11 protein-coding genes are annotated in these 15576 nt (G+C 72.0%); 3 read left to right on the top strand and 8 right to left on the bottom strand.

Going from position 1 to position 15576, the window contains the following annotated elements; genetic code table 11:
• Positions 1–213: 213 nt before the first annotated feature.
• Both dxs and ACIRQF_RS29015 read left to right on the top strand, forming a co-directional pair.
• Positions 214–2133 carry a 1-deoxy-D-xylulose-5-phosphate synthase gene (gene dxs, locus ACIRQF_RS29020; protein ID WP_404096347.1) on the top strand — a complete coding sequence of 640 codons (1920 nt, stop codon included), beginning with the start codon at positions 214–216 and terminating at the stop codon, positions 2131–2133.
• A 158-nt stretch (positions 2134–2291) separates the two neighbouring features.
• Positions 2292–3770 (top strand): amino acid permease, encoded by a 1479-nt coding sequence (locus ACIRQF_RS29015; RefSeq protein ID WP_382481549.1) that lies wholly within the window; start codon positions 2292–2294, stop codon positions 3768–3770.
• 104 nt (positions 3771–3874) lie between these two features.
• Here the strand turns inward: ACIRQF_RS29015 and ACIRQF_RS29010 are convergent, their stop codons facing one another.
• From ACIRQF_RS29010 to ACIRQF_RS28980, 7 genes are all read right to left on the bottom strand, one after another.
• Positions 3875–5194: a phospholipase D-like domain-containing protein gene (locus ACIRQF_RS29010; RefSeq protein ID WP_404096344.1), complete on the bottom strand. Its 1320-nt coding sequence runs from the start codon at positions 5192–5194 to the stop codon at positions 3875–3877.
• A gap of 105 nt (positions 5195–5299) precedes the next feature.
• Positions 5300–5653, bottom strand: a complete 354-nt coding sequence (locus ACIRQF_RS29005) for an NTP pyrophosphohydrolase (protein ID WP_404096341.1) — start codon at positions 5651–5653, stop codon at positions 5300–5302.
• Positions 5654–5723: 70 nt separating this feature from the next.
• A complete protein-coding gene (locus ACIRQF_RS29000) occupies positions 5724–7862 on the bottom strand; it encodes a 3-hydroxyacyl-CoA dehydrogenase NAD-binding domain-containing protein (protein WP_376628924.1) in 2139 nt (712 codons plus the stop codon).
• A complete protein-coding gene (locus ACIRQF_RS28995) occupies positions 7859–9073 on the bottom strand; it encodes a thiolase family protein (protein WP_376628926.1) in 1215 nt (404 codons plus the stop codon). The genes ACIRQF_RS29000 and ACIRQF_RS28995 overlap by 4 nt, the downstream gene beginning before the upstream one ends.
• A gap of 331 nt (positions 9074–9404) precedes the next feature.
• On the bottom strand, positions 9405–10688 hold the full coding sequence (locus ACIRQF_RS28990; protein ID WP_382481515.1) for an HRDC domain-containing protein: 1284 nt from the start codon (positions 10686–10688) through the stop codon (positions 9405–9407).
• A gap of 144 nt (positions 10689–10832) precedes the next feature.
• Positions 10833–11498 carry a response regulator transcription factor gene (locus ACIRQF_RS28985; RefSeq protein WP_017242457.1) on the bottom strand — a complete coding sequence of 222 codons (666 nt, stop codon included), beginning with the start codon at positions 11496–11498 and terminating at the stop codon, positions 10833–10835.
• Between the two features lie 472 nt (positions 11499–11970).
• Positions 11971–12711: a DUF3000 domain-containing protein gene (locus ACIRQF_RS28980; RefSeq protein ID WP_404096336.1), complete on the bottom strand. Its 741-nt coding sequence runs from the start codon at positions 12709–12711 to the stop codon at positions 11971–11973.
• 91 nt (positions 12712–12802) lie between these two features.
• On the opposite strand from ACIRQF_RS28980, the gene hemE reads away from it, so the two are divergent.
• On the top strand, positions 12803–13879 hold the full coding sequence (gene hemE, locus ACIRQF_RS28975) for a uroporphyrinogen decarboxylase (RefSeq protein ID WP_376628932.1): 1077 nt from the start codon (positions 12803–12805) through the stop codon (positions 13877–13879).
• 320 nt (positions 13880–14199) lie between these two features.
• On the opposite strand, the gene ACIRQF_RS28970 is transcribed toward hemE, so the two are convergent.
• Positions 14200–15573, bottom strand: a complete 1374-nt coding sequence (locus ACIRQF_RS28970; RefSeq protein WP_389757025.1) for an FAD-dependent oxidoreductase — start codon at positions 15571–15573, stop codon at positions 14200–14202.
• Positions 15574–15576: the final 3 nt, after the last annotated feature.

Genomic DNA, 15576 nt, shown 5'->3' with positions numbered 1-15576 from the left:
GCCGGCGAGGGTAACGCTCGCCACAGTCCGCCCGGCGCCGAGAACCGGCGCCGGGCGCTGCTGCGTCCGGACCAGTGCACCGGCCGCACGGATCAGCGGTGTGTCGGCCATCGGGGTGGCGCGCCACCCCCGGCCCGCTGCCCACGATCCAAGACGGAACATTAGACTCGACAAATCGGCAAGCTCGACCAGTTCAAACGCAAGGAGGCACGGGTGGCTCTGCTGACCCGTATCAGGGGACCGCGAGATCTGGACCGGCTCTCCTCGGAACAGCTGGACCAGCTGGCCGGAGAGATCAGGACTTTCCTCGTGGACGCCGTCTCCAAGACCGGCGGGCACCTCGGTCCCAATCTGGGTGTGGTCGAGCTGACCATCGCCCTGCACCGCGTCTTCGACTCGCCCAAGGACAAGGTCCTGTGGGACACCGGCCACCAGAGTTACGTGCACAAGCTGCTCACCGGCCGCCAGGACTTCTCCAAGCTCAAGATGAAGGGCGGCCTGTCCGGCTACCCCTCGCAGGCCGAGTCCGAGCACGACGTCATCGAGAACTCGCACGCCTCGACCGTCCTCGGCTGGGCCGACGGTCTGGCCAAGGCGAACCAGGTCCTGAAGAAGGACGACCACGTCGTCGCGGTCATCGGCGACGGCGCCCTCACCGGCGGCATGGCCTGGGAGGCGCTCAACAACATCGCCGACGCCAAGGACCGCCCGCTCGTCATCGTCGTCAACGACAACGAGCGTTCCTACGCGCCGACCATCGGCGGCCTCGCCAACCATCTGGCGACCCTGCGCACCACCGACGGCTACGAGCGCTTCCTCGCCCGCGGCAAGGACATCCTGGAGCGCACCCCCGTCGTCGGGAAGCCGCTCTACGAGACCCTGCACGGCGCCAAGAAGGGCCTGAAGGACTTCATCGCCCCGCAGGGCATGTTCGAGGACCTCGGCCTCAAGTACGTCGGCCCCATCGACGGGCACGACATCGAGGCGCTGGAGTCCGCGCTCACCCGCGCCAAGCGCTTCGGCGGGCCGGTCATCGTGCACTGCCTCACCGAGAAGGGCCGCGGCTACCAGCCCGCCCTCCAGGACGAGGCCGACCGCTTCCACGCCGTCGGCAAGATCCACCCCGACACCGGTCTGCCGATCGCGTCCTCCGGGGCCGACTGGACCAGTGTCTTCGGCGAGGAGATGGTCGCGCTCGGCAAGGAGCGCGAGGACATCGTCGCGATCACCGCCGCGATGCTGCAGCCGGTCGGCCTCGACAAGTTCGCCAAGGCCTTCCCCGAGCGCGTGTTCGACGTCGGCATCGCCGAGCAGCACGCCGCGGTCTCCGCCGCCGGCCTCGCCACCGGGGGGCTCCACCCGGTGTTCGCGGTCTACGCGACCTTCCTCAACCGCGCCTTCGACCAGGTCCTGATGGACGTGGCGCTGCACAAGTGCGGTGTCACCTTCGTCCTGGACCGGGCCGGTGTCACCGGGACCGACGGTGCCTCGCACAACGGCATGTGGGACATGTCGATCCTTCAGGTGGTGCCCGGCCTGCGGCTCGCCGCCCCGCGCGACGCCGACCAGGTCCGCGCCCAGCTGCGCGAGGCCGTCGAGGTCACCGACGCCCCCACCGTGGTCCGCTTCTCCAAGGGCGCGGTCGGCCCGGCCGTCCCCGCGCTGCGCCGCGTCGGCGGTATGGACGTGCTGCGCGAGGCCGGCAGCGACACGCCGGACGTGCTGCTCGTCTCGGTGGGCGCGCTCGCCCCGATGTGCCTGGAGATCGCCGCTCTGCTGGACAGTCAGGGCATCACCACCACCGTGGTCGACCCGCGCTGGGTCAAGCCCGTCGACGAGGCCCTGGCCCCGCTCGCCGAGCAGCACCGGGTGGTCGTCACCGTCGAGGACAACAGCCGCGCCGCCGGCGTCGGCTCCGCCGTCGCCCAGGCCCTGCGCGACGCGGGCGTGGACGTACCGCTGCGTGACTTCGGCATCCCGCCGCGGTTCCTCGACCACGCCTCGCGCGCCGAGGTCATGGCCGAGATCGGGCTGACCGCCCCGGACATCGCCCGCCAGGTCACCGGTCTGGTCTCGCGCCTGGACGGCCGTTTCGAGAGCAGCAGCCAGGCCGTGGAGCCCGCGCGGGACTGACGCGGCAGCACCTCACTCGGCGTCACCTTTGGGCCGGTCGGACCACACCTTCGGGTGCCGATCGGCCCTTCCGCGTGCATCCTGGCCTCAGGGCGGGCAGCCCCATGCCAGGGAGGTACGACGTGAGCACGGATCAGCAGCCACGCGCGAACACCGGGATGTTCCGGACGAAAACGGTCGAGCAGTCGATCCGTGACACCGAGGAGCCCGAGCACGCGCTCAAGAAGTCCCTGTCCGCTTGGGACCTCACCGTCTTCGGCGTCGGTGTCATCATCGGCACCGGCATCTTCGTCCTCACCGGCAAGGTGGCGAAGGAGAACGCGGGCCCGGCCACCGCCCTCGCGTTCGTCGCGGCGGGCATCGTCTGCGCGCTCGCGGCGCTCTGCTACGCGGAGTTCGCCTCCACGGTGCCGGTCGCCGGTTCGGCCTACACCTTCGCGTACGCCTCCATCGGCGAGCTGCCGGCCTGGATCATCGGCTGGGACCTCGTCCTGGAGTTCGCGCTCGGCACCGCGGTCGTCGCCGTCGGCTGGTCCGGCTACGTGCGCTCGCTCATGGACAACATCGGCTGGCACCTACCGGCCGCGCTCGAAGGCCCGGACGTGCCGGGCGGCACCTTCGACATCCTCGCCTTCATCCTCGTCCTCGTGCTGACCGCCATCCTGGTCCTCGGCATGAAGCTCTCCGCGCGGATCACCGCCATCGTCGTCGCCATCAAGGTGACCGTGGTGATGATCGTGATCATCGCCGGTCTGTTCTTCATCGTCGGCGACAACTACACGCCGTTCATCCCGCCGGCCGTCACCCCTCCGGGTGGTATTTCCGGGTGGGACGAGCCCATGGTCGGGCTGATCTTCGGCTACGAGCCGAGCAACTTCGGCGTCATGGGCATCTTCACCGCCGCGTCCGTGGTCTTCTTCGCCTTCATCGGCTTCGACGTGGTCGCCACCGCCGCCGAGGAGACCAAGCTGCCGCAGCGCGACATGCCCCGCGGCATCCTCGGCTCGCTGCTCATCTGCACCGTGCTCTACGTGGCGGTCGCCCTCGTCGTGACCGGCATGCAGCACTACACGGAACTGTCCGTCAGCGCGCCGCTCGCCGACGCCTTCAAGGCGGTCGGCCATCCGTTCTACGCGGGCGTCATCAGCTTCGGCGCCGCCGTCGGCCTCACCACGGTGTGCCTGATCCTGCTGCTCGGTCAGACCCGGGTCTTCTTCGCCATGAGCCGCGACGGGCTGCTGCCCCGCTTCTTCTCCGTCACGCACCCGCGCTTCCGGACCCCGTACCGGCCGACCATCCTGCTCGGCGCGATCATCGCGGTCGTCGCCGGGTTCACCAGCATCAACGAGCTCGCGACGCTGGTGAACATCGGCACCCTCTTCGCCTTCGTCATGGTCGCCGTCGGCGTCATCATCCTCCGCCGCACCCGCCCCGACCTGCACCGGGCGTTCCGTACGCCGTGGGTGCCGGTCCTGCCGATCCTCTCCATCGCCGCCTCGCTCTGGCTGATGCTCAACCTGCCGGGCGAGACCTGGTTCCGCTTCGCGGTCTGGATGGTGATCGGTCTGGTCGTCTACTTCCTGTACGGACGCGGCCACAGCCGCCTGGGCAAGGTGGGGCAGGAGGCGAAGTACTGACCCCACGGAGCGCCGTACCGGCCCGGCCGGCCCGTCAGGGCCCGCCGGGCCGTCGTGCCGTCGGCTACGGGGTCGTGCCGTCGGCTACGGGGTCGTGGCGTCGGCTACGGGGCCGAGGAGAGCGCCCCCTGGCACGCGGCGCTGCCCAGCAGGGTCGTGTCGAAGTTCTGCCGGTAGGCCTCGAAGATCTCGGCCTGGTCGATCTTCAGCAGGGTCTCGTCCTGCGAACGCAGGTTCGGGTACGTGTAGTTGTGGCTCCCGGTGAAGACCACCTTGCGCGGGCTGCCCAGGTACGAGCCGTCGATCAGCAGGTACTTGGAGTGGACGCCGTACGAGCCGGCGTCGGTGCCCGCGCACTGCCGCAGGGTCGTCAGGCCGGCCGAGGTGAGCGCGGCGCGCACGCCCGACCCGACGTTGCCGTCCTCCCCGTTCACCACCACGCGCACCCGGCAGCCGGCGGCCTGGAGGGCGGCCAGCCGGTCGGCGACCTGCGTCCGGGTGAAGGCGTACATAGCGACCCGGATCTCGGTGGCGGGGGTCGTGGCGCAGGAGACGTTCTTCAGCAGCGACACCACGGTGTCGGTGGACGCGTCCTCGCGGGGATCCACGGCCGACGTGTCCCTGGTGTCACGGTCGGACTCGATGCGGGGGAAGAAGTAGGTCTTGTAGGCCCCGACGTCCGTGCTCCGGTAGTAGTCGTCGAGCCCTGCCCCGCTCGTGCCGTGGGTGAGCTGGTCCTTCCAGTAGTGGGTGTACTCGTCGTAGAGCCCCGTGTGCGGGACGGTCACCGCGTTGTTGAACATGCCGGTGCGGTGGTTGGCCGTCAGGTTCGCCGAGGACTGGAAGACCACGTTCGGCGTGGCCCCGACCTTGGAGAACAGGAAGTACTTGTTGTGGTTGATGGCGTACTCGACGCCGCCGTCGGACTTCTTCAGCCCGCGGTTGCCGATGCAGCCCCGGTTCTCCGGGCAGCCGAGCACGAAGGAGCCGGTGGCGTCGGCGTCGACGCTCTCCCCGTAGCCCACGACCCGGCCGAGCCGCTGGCCCAGCGTGGAGAACTCGCTCCCGGTCGCCTTCCACACCCCGTCCACCAGCTTCTGGTCGGCCACGGCGTCGTGGTCGAAGAGGATCTGGACCCGGACGCCCCGGTCCCGGTGGGCCGTGGCGAGGGCGTCGCGGACGACGCCGTCGGTGAAGAGGTAGATCGAGCCGCGGATCAGACCGTTCGGCTCGGTGTTCCGGATCAGCGTCACCAGCTCGTCGCGTACGGCGTTCGGGCTGGTCGCCGGGTCGTTGAAGACCGCCTTCGCCCGTACCGTGACGGGTGCCGGGTCTTCGGCCAGCGCCTGGGGCGCGCCCAGGAGCGAGGTGGCGACGACGAGGGCCGAGGCGGCCGCGAGACGCCTGAGGGCGCGTATGCGCATCGAGAGGGTTCCGTTCGACAGGGAGGGGAGGTCCGGGGAATCCGGCGATCCTAGCCATTGTCGATCATGGAAGCCACGCTTCCGGGAGCCGCCCCGGCCGCCCGCCTAGGACGGCAGCGAACGCGGCCCCGTCGTCCGGGCGCCCTCCGCCTCCACCCTGCGCCGCAGTTCGCGGTCGGCGGTCACCACCACACACGGCCGGCCCGCCGCTTCCCGGGCCAGCTCCACGATCCGGTCGTCGCCGCTGCCCGGCGCCTCATCGACCCGGACCCCCGGCACGGAGGCCACACCACGGGCCCGGCCCTCGACGACCAGCACGATCTCGTACGGCCCGCCCTCGGGCCCGCCCCGCTCGGCGAGCCGGTCCCGCAGCCGCTCGGCGGCCCCGCGCCGGTCCTTCCACCATCCGTCGGGCACCGACCCGACCACGTTGGCGCCGTCCACGATCAGAAGATCCATGCACCCAGCATGACGGCCCCGGCACCACCAGGGTGCCGGGGCCGTTCACACGTACGCGTGAGCGCGCGGGTTACGCCGGGACGCTCGCCACGCCCTGCGCCAGGAACCGCTTGCCGTTGACGCGCTCGGAGACGCCCTCACGGTCCAGGTACGGCGTGATGCCGCCCAGGTGGAAGGGCCAGCCCGCGCCCGTGATCAGGCAGAGGTCGATGTCCTGCGCCTCGGCGACGACACCCTCCTCCAGCATCAGGCCGATCTCCTGCGCCACCGCGTCCAGGACGCGGTCCCGGGCCTGCTCCTCCGTCAGGACGACGTCGCCCTGCTTCAGGAGCGCGGCGACCTCGGGGTCGAGCTCCGGCTTGAAGCCGTTCTCCGCGTTGTAGACGTAGAAGCCGCGCTTGCCGGCCTCGACGACGGCCTTCAGGTTGGGGGAGACCGTGAAGCGCTCGGGGAAGGCGCGGTTCAGGGTCTCGGAGACGTGCAGACCGATGGCCGGGCCGACGAGCTCCAGGAGGACCAGCGGGGACATCGGCAGACCCAGCGGCTCGACCGCCTTCTCCGCCGTGGCCACCGGGGTGCCCTCGTCGATGATGTTCTGGATCTCGCCCATGAAGCGGGTCAGGATGCGGTTCACGACGAACGCCGGGGCGTCCTTCGTCAGCACCGCGGTCTTCTTCAGCTTCCGGGCGACACCGAACGCGGTGGCCAGGGAGGCGTCGTCGGTCTGCTCACCGCGGACGATCTCCAGGAGCGGGAGGATCGCGACCGGGTTGAAGAAGTGGAAGCCGACCACGCGCTCGGGGTGCTGGAGCTTGGAGGCCATCTCCGACACCGACAGCGAGGAGGTGTTGGTGGCGAGGATCGCGTGCGCCGGGGCGACCGCCTCGACCTCCGCGAACACCTTCTGCTTGACCGACATCTCCTCGAACACGGCCTCGATGATGAAGTCCGCGTCCGCGAAGCCCTCGGCCTTGTCCAGGACACCGGAGACCAGGCCCTTGAGACGGTTGGCCTTGTCCTGGTTGATGCGGCCCTTGCCGAGCAGCTTCTCGATCTCGGCGTGGACGTAACCCACGCCCTTGTCGACGCGCTCCTGGTCGATGTCGGTCAGCACGACCGGCACCTCGAGGCGGCGCAGGAAGAGCAGGGCCAGCTGGGAGGCCATCAGACCGGCGCCGACGACACCGACCTTGGTGACCGGGCGGGCCAGGTTCTTGTCCGGCGCGCCGGCCGGGCGCTTGCCGCGCTTCTGCACCAGGTTGAAGGCGTAGATGCCGGAGCGCAGCTCGCCGCCCATGATCAGGTCCGCGAGGGCCTGGTCCTCGGCGTCGAAGCCCTTCTGCAGGTCGCCGTCCTTGGACGCCTCGATGATGTCGAGGGCGCGGTAGGCGGCCGGGGCAGCGCCGTGCACCTTGGAGTCGGCGATGGCACGGCCCTTGGCGACGGCCTGGTCCCAGCCCTCGCCGCGGTCGATCTCCGGGCGCTCGACGGTGACGTCGCCCTTCAGGACCTGCGCGGTCCAGATGAGGGACTGCTCCAGGAAGTCGGCGCCCTCGAAGAGGGCGTCGGCGATACCGAGCTCGAAGACCTGCTTGCCCTTGAGCTGGCGGTTCTGGTTGAGGCTGTTCTCGATGATGACCGAGACGGCCTTCTCCGCGCCGATCAGGTTCGGCAGGATCGTGCAGCCGCCCCAGCCGGGCACCAGGCCGAGGAAGACCTCGGGCAGCGAGAAGGCCGGCAGGGCCTTCGAGACGGTGCGGTAGGTGCAGTGCAGACCGACCTCGACGCCGCCGCCCATGGCCGCGCCGTTGTAGTACGCGAAGGTCGGGACGGCCAGGCCCGCCAGACGCTTGAAGACGTCGTGGCCGCCCTTGCCGATGGCGAGCGCGTCGGAGTGCTGCTTGAGCAGCTCGACGCCCTTGAGGTCCGCGCCGACGGCGAAGATGAACGGCTTGCCAGTGACGCCGACGCCGACGATCTCGCCGTTCGCGGCCTCGGCCTCGACCTGGTCGATCGCCGTGTTGAGGTTGGCGAGCGACTGCGGGCCGAAGGTGGTCGGCTTGGTGTGGTCGAAGCCGTTGTCCAGCGTGATCAGCGCGAACCGGCCCGCACCCGCGGGGAGTTCGAAGTGACGGACGTGGGCCGAGGTGACGACCTCGTCCGGGAAGAGCTCGGCGGCGCCCTTCAGAAGCTCAGCGGTGGTGCTCACTTGCCCTCCCAGTGGGGGTTTTCCCAGATGACCGTCGCGCCCATGCCGAAGCCGACGCACATCGTGTTGAGGCCGTAGCGGACCTGCGGGTTCTCCTCGAACTGGCGGGCCAGCTGCGTCATCAGACGGACGCCGGAGGAGGCGAGCGGGTGGCCGTACGCGATGGCGCCGCCGTACTGGTTCACGCGGGCGTCGTCGTCGGCGATGCCGTAGTGCTCCAGGAAGGCGAGGACCTGCACGGCGAAGGCCTCGTTGATCTCGAAGAGACCGATGTCCGAGATGGACAGGCCGGCCTGGGCCAGCGCCTTCTCGGTGGCCGGGATCGGGCCGTAGCCCATGACCTCGGGCTCCACGCCGGCGAAGGCGTAGGAGACGAGGCGCATCTTCACCGGGAGGTTGTTCTCGCGGGCGAAGTCCTCGGAGGCGATGATCGAGGCGGTGGCGCCGTCGTTCAGGCCGGCCGCGTTGCCCGCGGTGACGTTGCCGTGGACGCGGAACGGCGTCTTCAGGTTGGCCAGCGACTCCAGCGTGGTGCCCGGGCGCATCGGCTCGTCGGCGGTGACCAGGCCCCAGCCCGTCTCGCCGCCCTCGGGCGAGGTGCGGCGGACCGAGATCGGCACCAGGTCCTGCTGGATCTTGCCGTCGGCGTACGCCTTGGCGGCCTTCTCCTGCGAGCGCACGGCGTACTCGTCGGCGCGCTGCTTGGTGATGGTGGGGTAGCGGTCGTGCAGGTTCTCGGCGGTCATGCCCATGAAGAGGGCGGACTCGTCGACGAGCTTCTCCGACACGAAGCGCGGGTTCGGGTCGACGCCCTCGCCCATGGGGTGGCGGCCCATGTGCTCGACACCACCGGCGATGACGGCGTCGTACGCGCCGAAGGCGATCGAACCGGCGGTCGTGGTGACGGCGGTCAGCGCGCCGGCGCACATGCGGTCGATGGAGTAGCCCGGCACGGACTGCGGCAGGCCCGCGAGGATGCCGGCGGTACGGCCGAGGGTCAGGCCCTGGTCGCCGATCTGCGTGGTCGCGGCGATGGCGACCTCGTCGATCTTGGCGGGGTCGAGACCCGGGTTGCGGCGCAGCAGCTCCCTGATGGCCTTGACGACGAGGTCGTCGGCGCGGGTCTCGTGGTAGATGCCCTTCGGGCCCGCCTTGCCGAACGGGGTACGGACGCCGTCGACGAAGACGACGTCCCTGACGGTACGAGGCACGATGGCTCTCCTCCAGGGTGCGGGATGGCACTGCTGCGGGCGCGCTGCCCGGCACGCGGCTAAGCGCGCGCTTGCTCCCCCCATGCTACTTGCGGGTAACCAGACTGCCCAGCCCCCCCGCCCCAAGCGGCGAACGTCACACTTGCGCAGGGTGCCCTTGTGGACCGCATGGCCCCGGCGGGGGCGTGCCCCGCCCTCCGTGCCGGACGGTACGGACACGGTTCAGCAAGGGACCTCGCAGGTGCGGAACATCCGAGGGGGAGGCGACCGAAGCCCCCGGTGCGAGGGCACGGGGGGCTTCGTCGACGTCGAGCAATGCGGCTGGGCCGGATCAGGCCTGCGCGGCCAGGGCCCGTGTCAGCAGCGGGGTGACCAGGCCGACCTGCCAGGGGCGGGCGCCGTACCCGGTGAGGGCCGCGGCGACCGTCTCCGGGGTGGCCGGGGACGGCGGCTCCCAGCAGACGCGGCGGACCGTGTCCGGGGTGATCAGGTTCTCCTGCGGCAGGTTCAGCTCCTCCGCGAGGGCCGAGACCGCGGCGCGGGCCGCGGACAGCCGGGCCGCGGCGGCCGGGTCCTTGTCGGCCCAGGCCCGCGGCGGCGGCGGGCCCGCCACCTGCTGGCCCGGCTGCGGCAGCTCGGCGTCCGGCAGGGCCTTGGCCCGGTCCACGGCCGCCTGCCACTGCTCCAGCTGGCGCCTGCCCATCCGCTGCCCGAATCCGGGCAGCGCGGAGAGCGCGCCGACGTTCGGGGGCAGGGCCAGGGCGGCCTCGATGATCGCCGCGTCGCTCAGCACCTTGCCGGGGGAGACGTCCCGCCGCTGCGCCACCTTGTCGCGGGCCGTCCAGAGCTCCCGTACGACCGCCATCTGGCGGCGCCGGCGCACCTTGTGCATGCCCGAGGTCCGGCGCCAGGGGTCCTTGCGCGGCGGCGCGGGCGGCGCGGAGGCGATGGCGTCGAACTCCTGGAGCGCCCACTCCAGCTTGCCCTGCCGGTCCAGCTCCTTCTCCAGCTCGTCGCGCAGGTCGACGAGGAGTTCCACGTCGAGCGCGGCGTAGCGCAGCCAGGGTTCGGGGAGCGGCCGGGTGGACCAGTCGACGGCGGAGTGGCCCTTCTCCAGGGCGTAGCCGAGGACCGTCTCGACCATCGCGCCGAGGCCGACCCGCGGGAAGCCGGCCAGCCGCCCGGCGAGCTCGGTGTCGAAGAGCCGCGTCGGCACCATGCCTATGTCGCGCAGACACGGCAGGTCCTGGGTGGCGGCGTGCAGGATCCACTCGGTCCCGGCGAGCGCGTCGCCGAGCGCGGAGAGATCAGGGCAGCCCACCGGGTCGATCAGCGCGGAGCCCGCGCCCTCCCGGCGCAGCTGGACGAGATAGGCGCGCTGCCCGTAGCGGTAGCCGGAGGCGCGCTCGGCGTCGACGGCGACGGGGCCGCGGCCGGCCGCGAAGGCGGCGATCACCTCGGCGAGGGCGTCCTCGGTCGCGACGACGGGCGGAATGCCCTCGCGGGGTTCGAGCAGCGGGATCGGCAGCCCATCCGCAGGGACGTCGTCGTCCGAGGGGGCGCCCCCGGTGGTGCGCAGTGCGGTGTCACTCGCGGTGTCTTGGGCGTCGGTCACCTGTCAAGGGTATCTGTGAATGGCAAGAGCCCATCGACGGAACAGCCCGAACCCGCGACCGCCGGCCGGACCGGTCGGAGCGAGAGGGAACGTTCCGTCGACAGGCAGCTGCCGCGCTTCACGCCCTTCGTGGGGCCGTGCCGCTCAGTGGATGATCCCGGTGCGCAGGGCCACGGCGACCATGCCCGCCCGGTCGCCGGTGCCCAGCTTGCGGGCGATGCGGGCGAGGTGGCTCTTCACCGTGAGCGCCGACAGGCCCATGGAGACGCCGATCGCCTTGTTGGACTGTCCCTCGGCCACCAGCCGCAGCACCTCGACCTCACGGCCGGAGAGCTCGCGGTAGCCGCCCGGGTGGCTCGGGGCACCCGGGGGGCGGCGGTGGCCGAGGCGGGCGGCCGCGGAACCGATGGGGGCGGCGCCGGGGCGGGTGGGGTGCCCGATGTTGGTGCGCGTACCGGTGACGACGTAGCCCTTGACGCCCCCGGCGAGGGCGTTGCGCACCGCGCCGATGTCGTCGGCGGCGGAGAGGGCGAGGCCGTTGGGCCAGCCCGCGGCGCGGGTCTCGGACAGCAGGGTCAGTCCGCTGCCGTCGGGAAGGTGGACGTCGGCCACGCAGATGTCGCGTGGGTTGCCGACTCGGGGACGGGCCTCCGCGATGGACGACGCCTCGATGACGTCCCGCACTCCGAGCGCCCACAGGTGGCGGGTGACGGTGGAGCGGACGCGTGGGTCGGCCACGACGACCATGGCCGTCGGCTTGTTCGGGCGGTAGGCGACCAGGCTTGCGGGCTGCTCGAGGAGAACGGACACCAGGCCTCCTGGGGAAGGTGGGGGGACGGAGCCGGCTCGGGGAAGAAGCCGGGGGCGGACCCGTGCTGTGAAGGGGTCACTGACTCCTTCGGCAGCTGGGCCGCCCGCCTTTAGAGAAAGATCACGATTTGGTGAGTAACAATTGGGGCAATTCGGACGAGTGATCGATCATCGTACGAGCCTCACGCCCGCCCCACTCGAAAGTGTCCGGAAATCGACCCTCCGAATGCCGGGGTCCGCGCTACGGAGCGGCGGTCCGGGCCAGGGGGGCGCGCGCTGAGCGGCCGCGCCGGGGAGCCGCCGTCCGGGCCCGAGCCGTCCGCGTGCGAGCCGTCCGTGTCACGGAGCCCGTCCGGGCCCGAGCCGTCCGCGTGCGAGCCGTCCGTGTCACGGAGGCGCCGTCCGGGCCCGAGCCGTCCGCGTGCGAGGCGTCCGCGTCACGGAGCCGCCGTCCGGGCCCGAGCCGTCCGCGTCACGGATGCTGCGGTCCGCGCCGCTGCGGCAGCGAGACGACGCCCGCACCCGAGGTCGTCCCGGCGCCGGCCCCCGGGACCGGGTCCACGGACGGCGGCAGCCCCGCGACCTGGCACAGCAGGTCGCACCAGGCCGCCAGGTGCGTGCCGGTGTCCGGCACCCCGGTCCGGCCCTCCTTGGGGGTCCACGAGGCCCGGATCTCGATCTGCGTCGCGGGGCGCCGCTCCGCGAGCCCGCCGAAGTAGTGCGAGCCCGCCATCGTGACGGTGCCGCTCGCCTCCCCGTACGCCAGACCGCGCGCCTCCAGCGCCCCGGTCAGCCAGGACCAGCAGACCTCCGGCAGCAGCGGGTCCGAGGCCATCTCCGGCTCCAGCTCCGCCCTGATCAGGGTCACCAGGCGGAAGGTGCCCTTCCAGGCGTCGTGCCCCGCCGGGTCGTGCAGCAGCACGAGACGCCCGTCCGCCAGGTCGTCCTCGCCGTCCACGACCGCCGCCTCCAGGGCGTGGGCGTACGGGGCGAGCCGCTGCGGCGGCCGGGTCGGGTCGACCTCGATCTCCGGCCGCAGCCGGACCGCGTCCAGTCCCTCGACCGCCCGCAGGAACGCGGGCGGCAGCGGGTCCGCCTCCGGGGGCGCCTCCGGAGGCGTGGGATCCGTGGGGTCCACCCTGTCGCCCGCCGCCTTCTCCGTCCCTCGAATGCCGTCGGAATGATCGGAAGAATGTCCCTGAGCCGCAGCCATGCCGGGAAGAGTAGGCGGAACGGGGCCCGTGCGCAGGGAGGGACACCCGGGCCGGGCGAGCGGCTTCTCGCCACATGCGAAGATTCTGGGCGTGAGTGCCAATGACCGCCCTGAGGGCAACCCGACGAAGCACCAGCCGCAGACGTACGACTCCGCGTTCCTGAAGGCGTGCCGGCGTGAGGCCGTGCCGCACACGCCGGTCTGGTTCATGCGGCAGGCCGGGCGGTCCCTGCCCGAGTACCTCAAGGTCCGCGAGGGCATCCCCATGCTCGAGTCGTGCATGCGGCCCGAGCTGGTCACCGAGATCACCCTGCAGCCGGTGCGCCGGCACAAGGTCGACGCGGCGATCTACTTCAGCGACATCGTCGTCCCCCTCAAGGCCATCGGCGTCGACCTCGACATCAAGCCGGGCGTCGGCCCGGTCGTCGCCGAGCCCATCCGCACCCGCGCCGACCTGGCCCGGCTGCGCGACCTGACCCCCGAGGACGTCCACTACGTCACCGAGGCGATCGGCATGCTCACTGCCGAACTGGGGTCCACTCCGCTGATCGGTTTCGCCGGTGCGCCTTTCACCCTCGCGAGCTACCTCGTCGAGGGCGGTCCGTCGCGCAGCCACGAGCACACCAAGGCGCTCATGTACGGCGACCCGCAGCTGTGGGCCGACCTGCTCGACCGCCTCGCCGAGATCACCTCGGCCTTCCTCAAGGTGCAGATCGAGGCCGGCGCCTCCGCCGTCCAGCTCTTCGACTCCTGGGTGGGCGCGCTCGCCCCGGCCGACTACCGCCGCTCGGTGATGCCGGCCTCCGTGAAGGTCTTCGACGCGGTCGCCTCCTACGGCGTCCCGCGCATCCACTTCGGAGTCGGCACGGGCGAGCTCCTCGGCCTCATGGGCGAGGCCGGCGCGGATGTCGTCGGCGTCGACTGGCGCGTCCCGCTCGACGAGGCCGCCCGCCGCGTCGGCCCCGGCAAGGCGCTCCAGGGCAACCTGGACCCGGCCGTGCTCTTCGCCTCGCGCGAGGTCGTCGAGGCGAAGACGGACGAGGTCCTCGCCGCCGCGAAGGGCCTGGAGGGGCACGTCTTCAACCTGGGCCACGGCGTCATGCCGGCGATGGACCCGGACGCCCTGACGCGCCTGGTCGACTACGTCCACACGCGCACGGCCGCCTGACACCCGCGGTCCGCCGCCCGCCCGACGGCACCCGGCGGGCGGCGGCCGGGCCGCCCGGCCGCCGGCGAAGCGCGCCCGCTCCGCCGTCGGCCGCCCGGGTCGACCCGCGGCCCGTACCGCGGAAGGGGACGCCCCGCCGTGGACCGCCCGCCGCTCGTACGGCGGAAACGCGCCCCGCCGCAGCACGCCCGGGAGCCGGCTGCCCGTACGGCCGCCACCGCCCCGCGCGCCGTGACCAGGCGCGCGCAGCGCGCAGTTCGCCCGGGTCAACCCGCCGCCCGTACGGCCGCCACGGCCTCGCGCGCCGCGGCCAGGGCTGCTCAGCCCGCTGCCCGTACGGCCCCCACCGCCTTGCGCGCCGCGACCAGGACCGGGTCCCACACCGGTGAGAACGGCGGCGCGTAGCCCAGGTCGAGCGCCGTCATCGCCTCCACCGTCATCCCCGCCGTCAACGCCACGGCCGCGATGTCCACCCGCTTCCCGGCCCCCTCCCGGCCCACGATCTGCACGCCGAGCAGGCGCCCGGTACGCCGCTCCGCCAGCATCTTCACGGTCATCGGCGCCGCGCCCGGGTAGTAGCCCGCCCGGCTCGTCGACTCCACGGTCACCGTCACGTACTGCAGCCCCACCTCCCGGGCGTCCTTCTCCCGCAGCCCGGTCCTGGCGATCTCCAGGTCGCAGACCTTCGACACCGCGGTCCCCACCACGCCCGGGAAGGTCGCGTAGCCGCCTCCCACGTTCGAGCCGATCACCTGGCCGTGCTTGTTGGCGTGCGTCCCCAGCGGCACGTGCCGCTCCCGCTGCGACACCAGGTCGAGGACCTCCACGCAGTCGCCGCCCGCCCAGATGTTGCCGTGCCCGCGCACCCGCATCGACAGGTCCGTCAGCAGCCCGTCGTACGCGCCGAGCGGCAGCCCCGCCGCCCGCGCCAGAGAGGTCTCTGGGACCACGCCGGTGCCGAGCACCACCACGTCGGCCGGGTACTCGCCCCCGTCCGTGGCCACCGCCCGCACCCGGCCGTCCTCGCCCGTGAGGATCTTCGTCACCGGTGACGAGCCGACCGTCGTGATGCCCAGGCCGTCCATCGCCTCGTGCACCAGCCGCCCCATGTCCGGGTCGAGCGTCGCCATCGGCTGCTCGCTCCGGTTCAGGACCGTCACCTCGAAGCCGTGGCCGAGGAGCGCCTCCGCCATCTCCACCCCGATGTACCCGGCGCCGACCACCACCGCCCGACGGCCGCGGGCCGCGGACAGCGAGTCGAGCAGCGCCTGCCCGTCGTCCAGCGTCTGCACGCCGTGCACGCCCGGCGCGTCGATGCCCGGAAGGGGCGGGCGCAGCGGCCGCGCGCCGGTCGCGATGACCAGTTTGTCGAAGCCCGTCCAGGCCTCCGCGCCCGACTCCAGGTCCCGGGTGCGCACCCGCTGCCCGGCCACGTCGAGCTCGGTGACCTCGGTCCGCATCCGCAGGTCGATGTCCCGCGCCCGGTGCTCCTCGGGGGCACGGGCGATCAGCGCGTCGCGCACGGGGACGTCCCCGCCCACCCAGTAGGGGATGCCGCAGGCCGAGTACGAGCTGAAGTGCCCCCGTTCGAAGGCGACGATCTCCAACTCCCCGGGCCCCTTGAGCCTGCGCGCCTGCGACGCGGCGGACATGCCCGCCGCGTCACCGCCGATGACCACCAGTCGTTCGCTCATGAG

It is taken from the genome of Streptomyces sp. NPDC101191, from assembly GCF_044767915.1.
In the GTDB taxonomy this organism is placed as follows: Bacteria; Actinomycetota; Actinomycetes; order Streptomycetales; family Streptomycetaceae; genus Streptomyces.
This window is presented reverse-complemented; position numbering and strand designations above follow the sequence as displayed.

What these genes read in the sequence shown, in the direction of transcription:
- ACIRQF_RS29015 (WP_382481549.1), top strand. Translation starts at nt 2,292, where the DNA reads ATGTTCCGGACGAAAACGGTCGAGCAGTCGATCCGTGACACCGAGGAG.
- ACIRQF_RS29010 (WP_404096344.1), bottom strand. Translation starts at nt 5,194, where the DNA reads ATGCGCATACGCGCCCTCAGGCGTCTCGCGGCCGCCTCGGCCCTCGTC.
- ACIRQF_RS29005 (WP_404096341.1), bottom strand. Translation starts at nt 5,653, where the DNA reads ATGGATCTTCTGATCGTGGACGGCGCCAACGTGGTCGGGTCGGTGCCC.
- ACIRQF_RS28980 (WP_404096336.1), bottom strand. Translation starts at nt 12,711, where the DNA reads ATGGCTGCGGCTCAGGGACATTCTTCCGATCATTCCGACGGCATTCGA.
- ACIRQF_RS28970 (WP_389757025.1), bottom strand. Translation starts at nt 15,573, where the DNA reads ATGAGCGAACGACTGGTGGTCATCGGCGGTGACGCGGCGGGCATGTCC.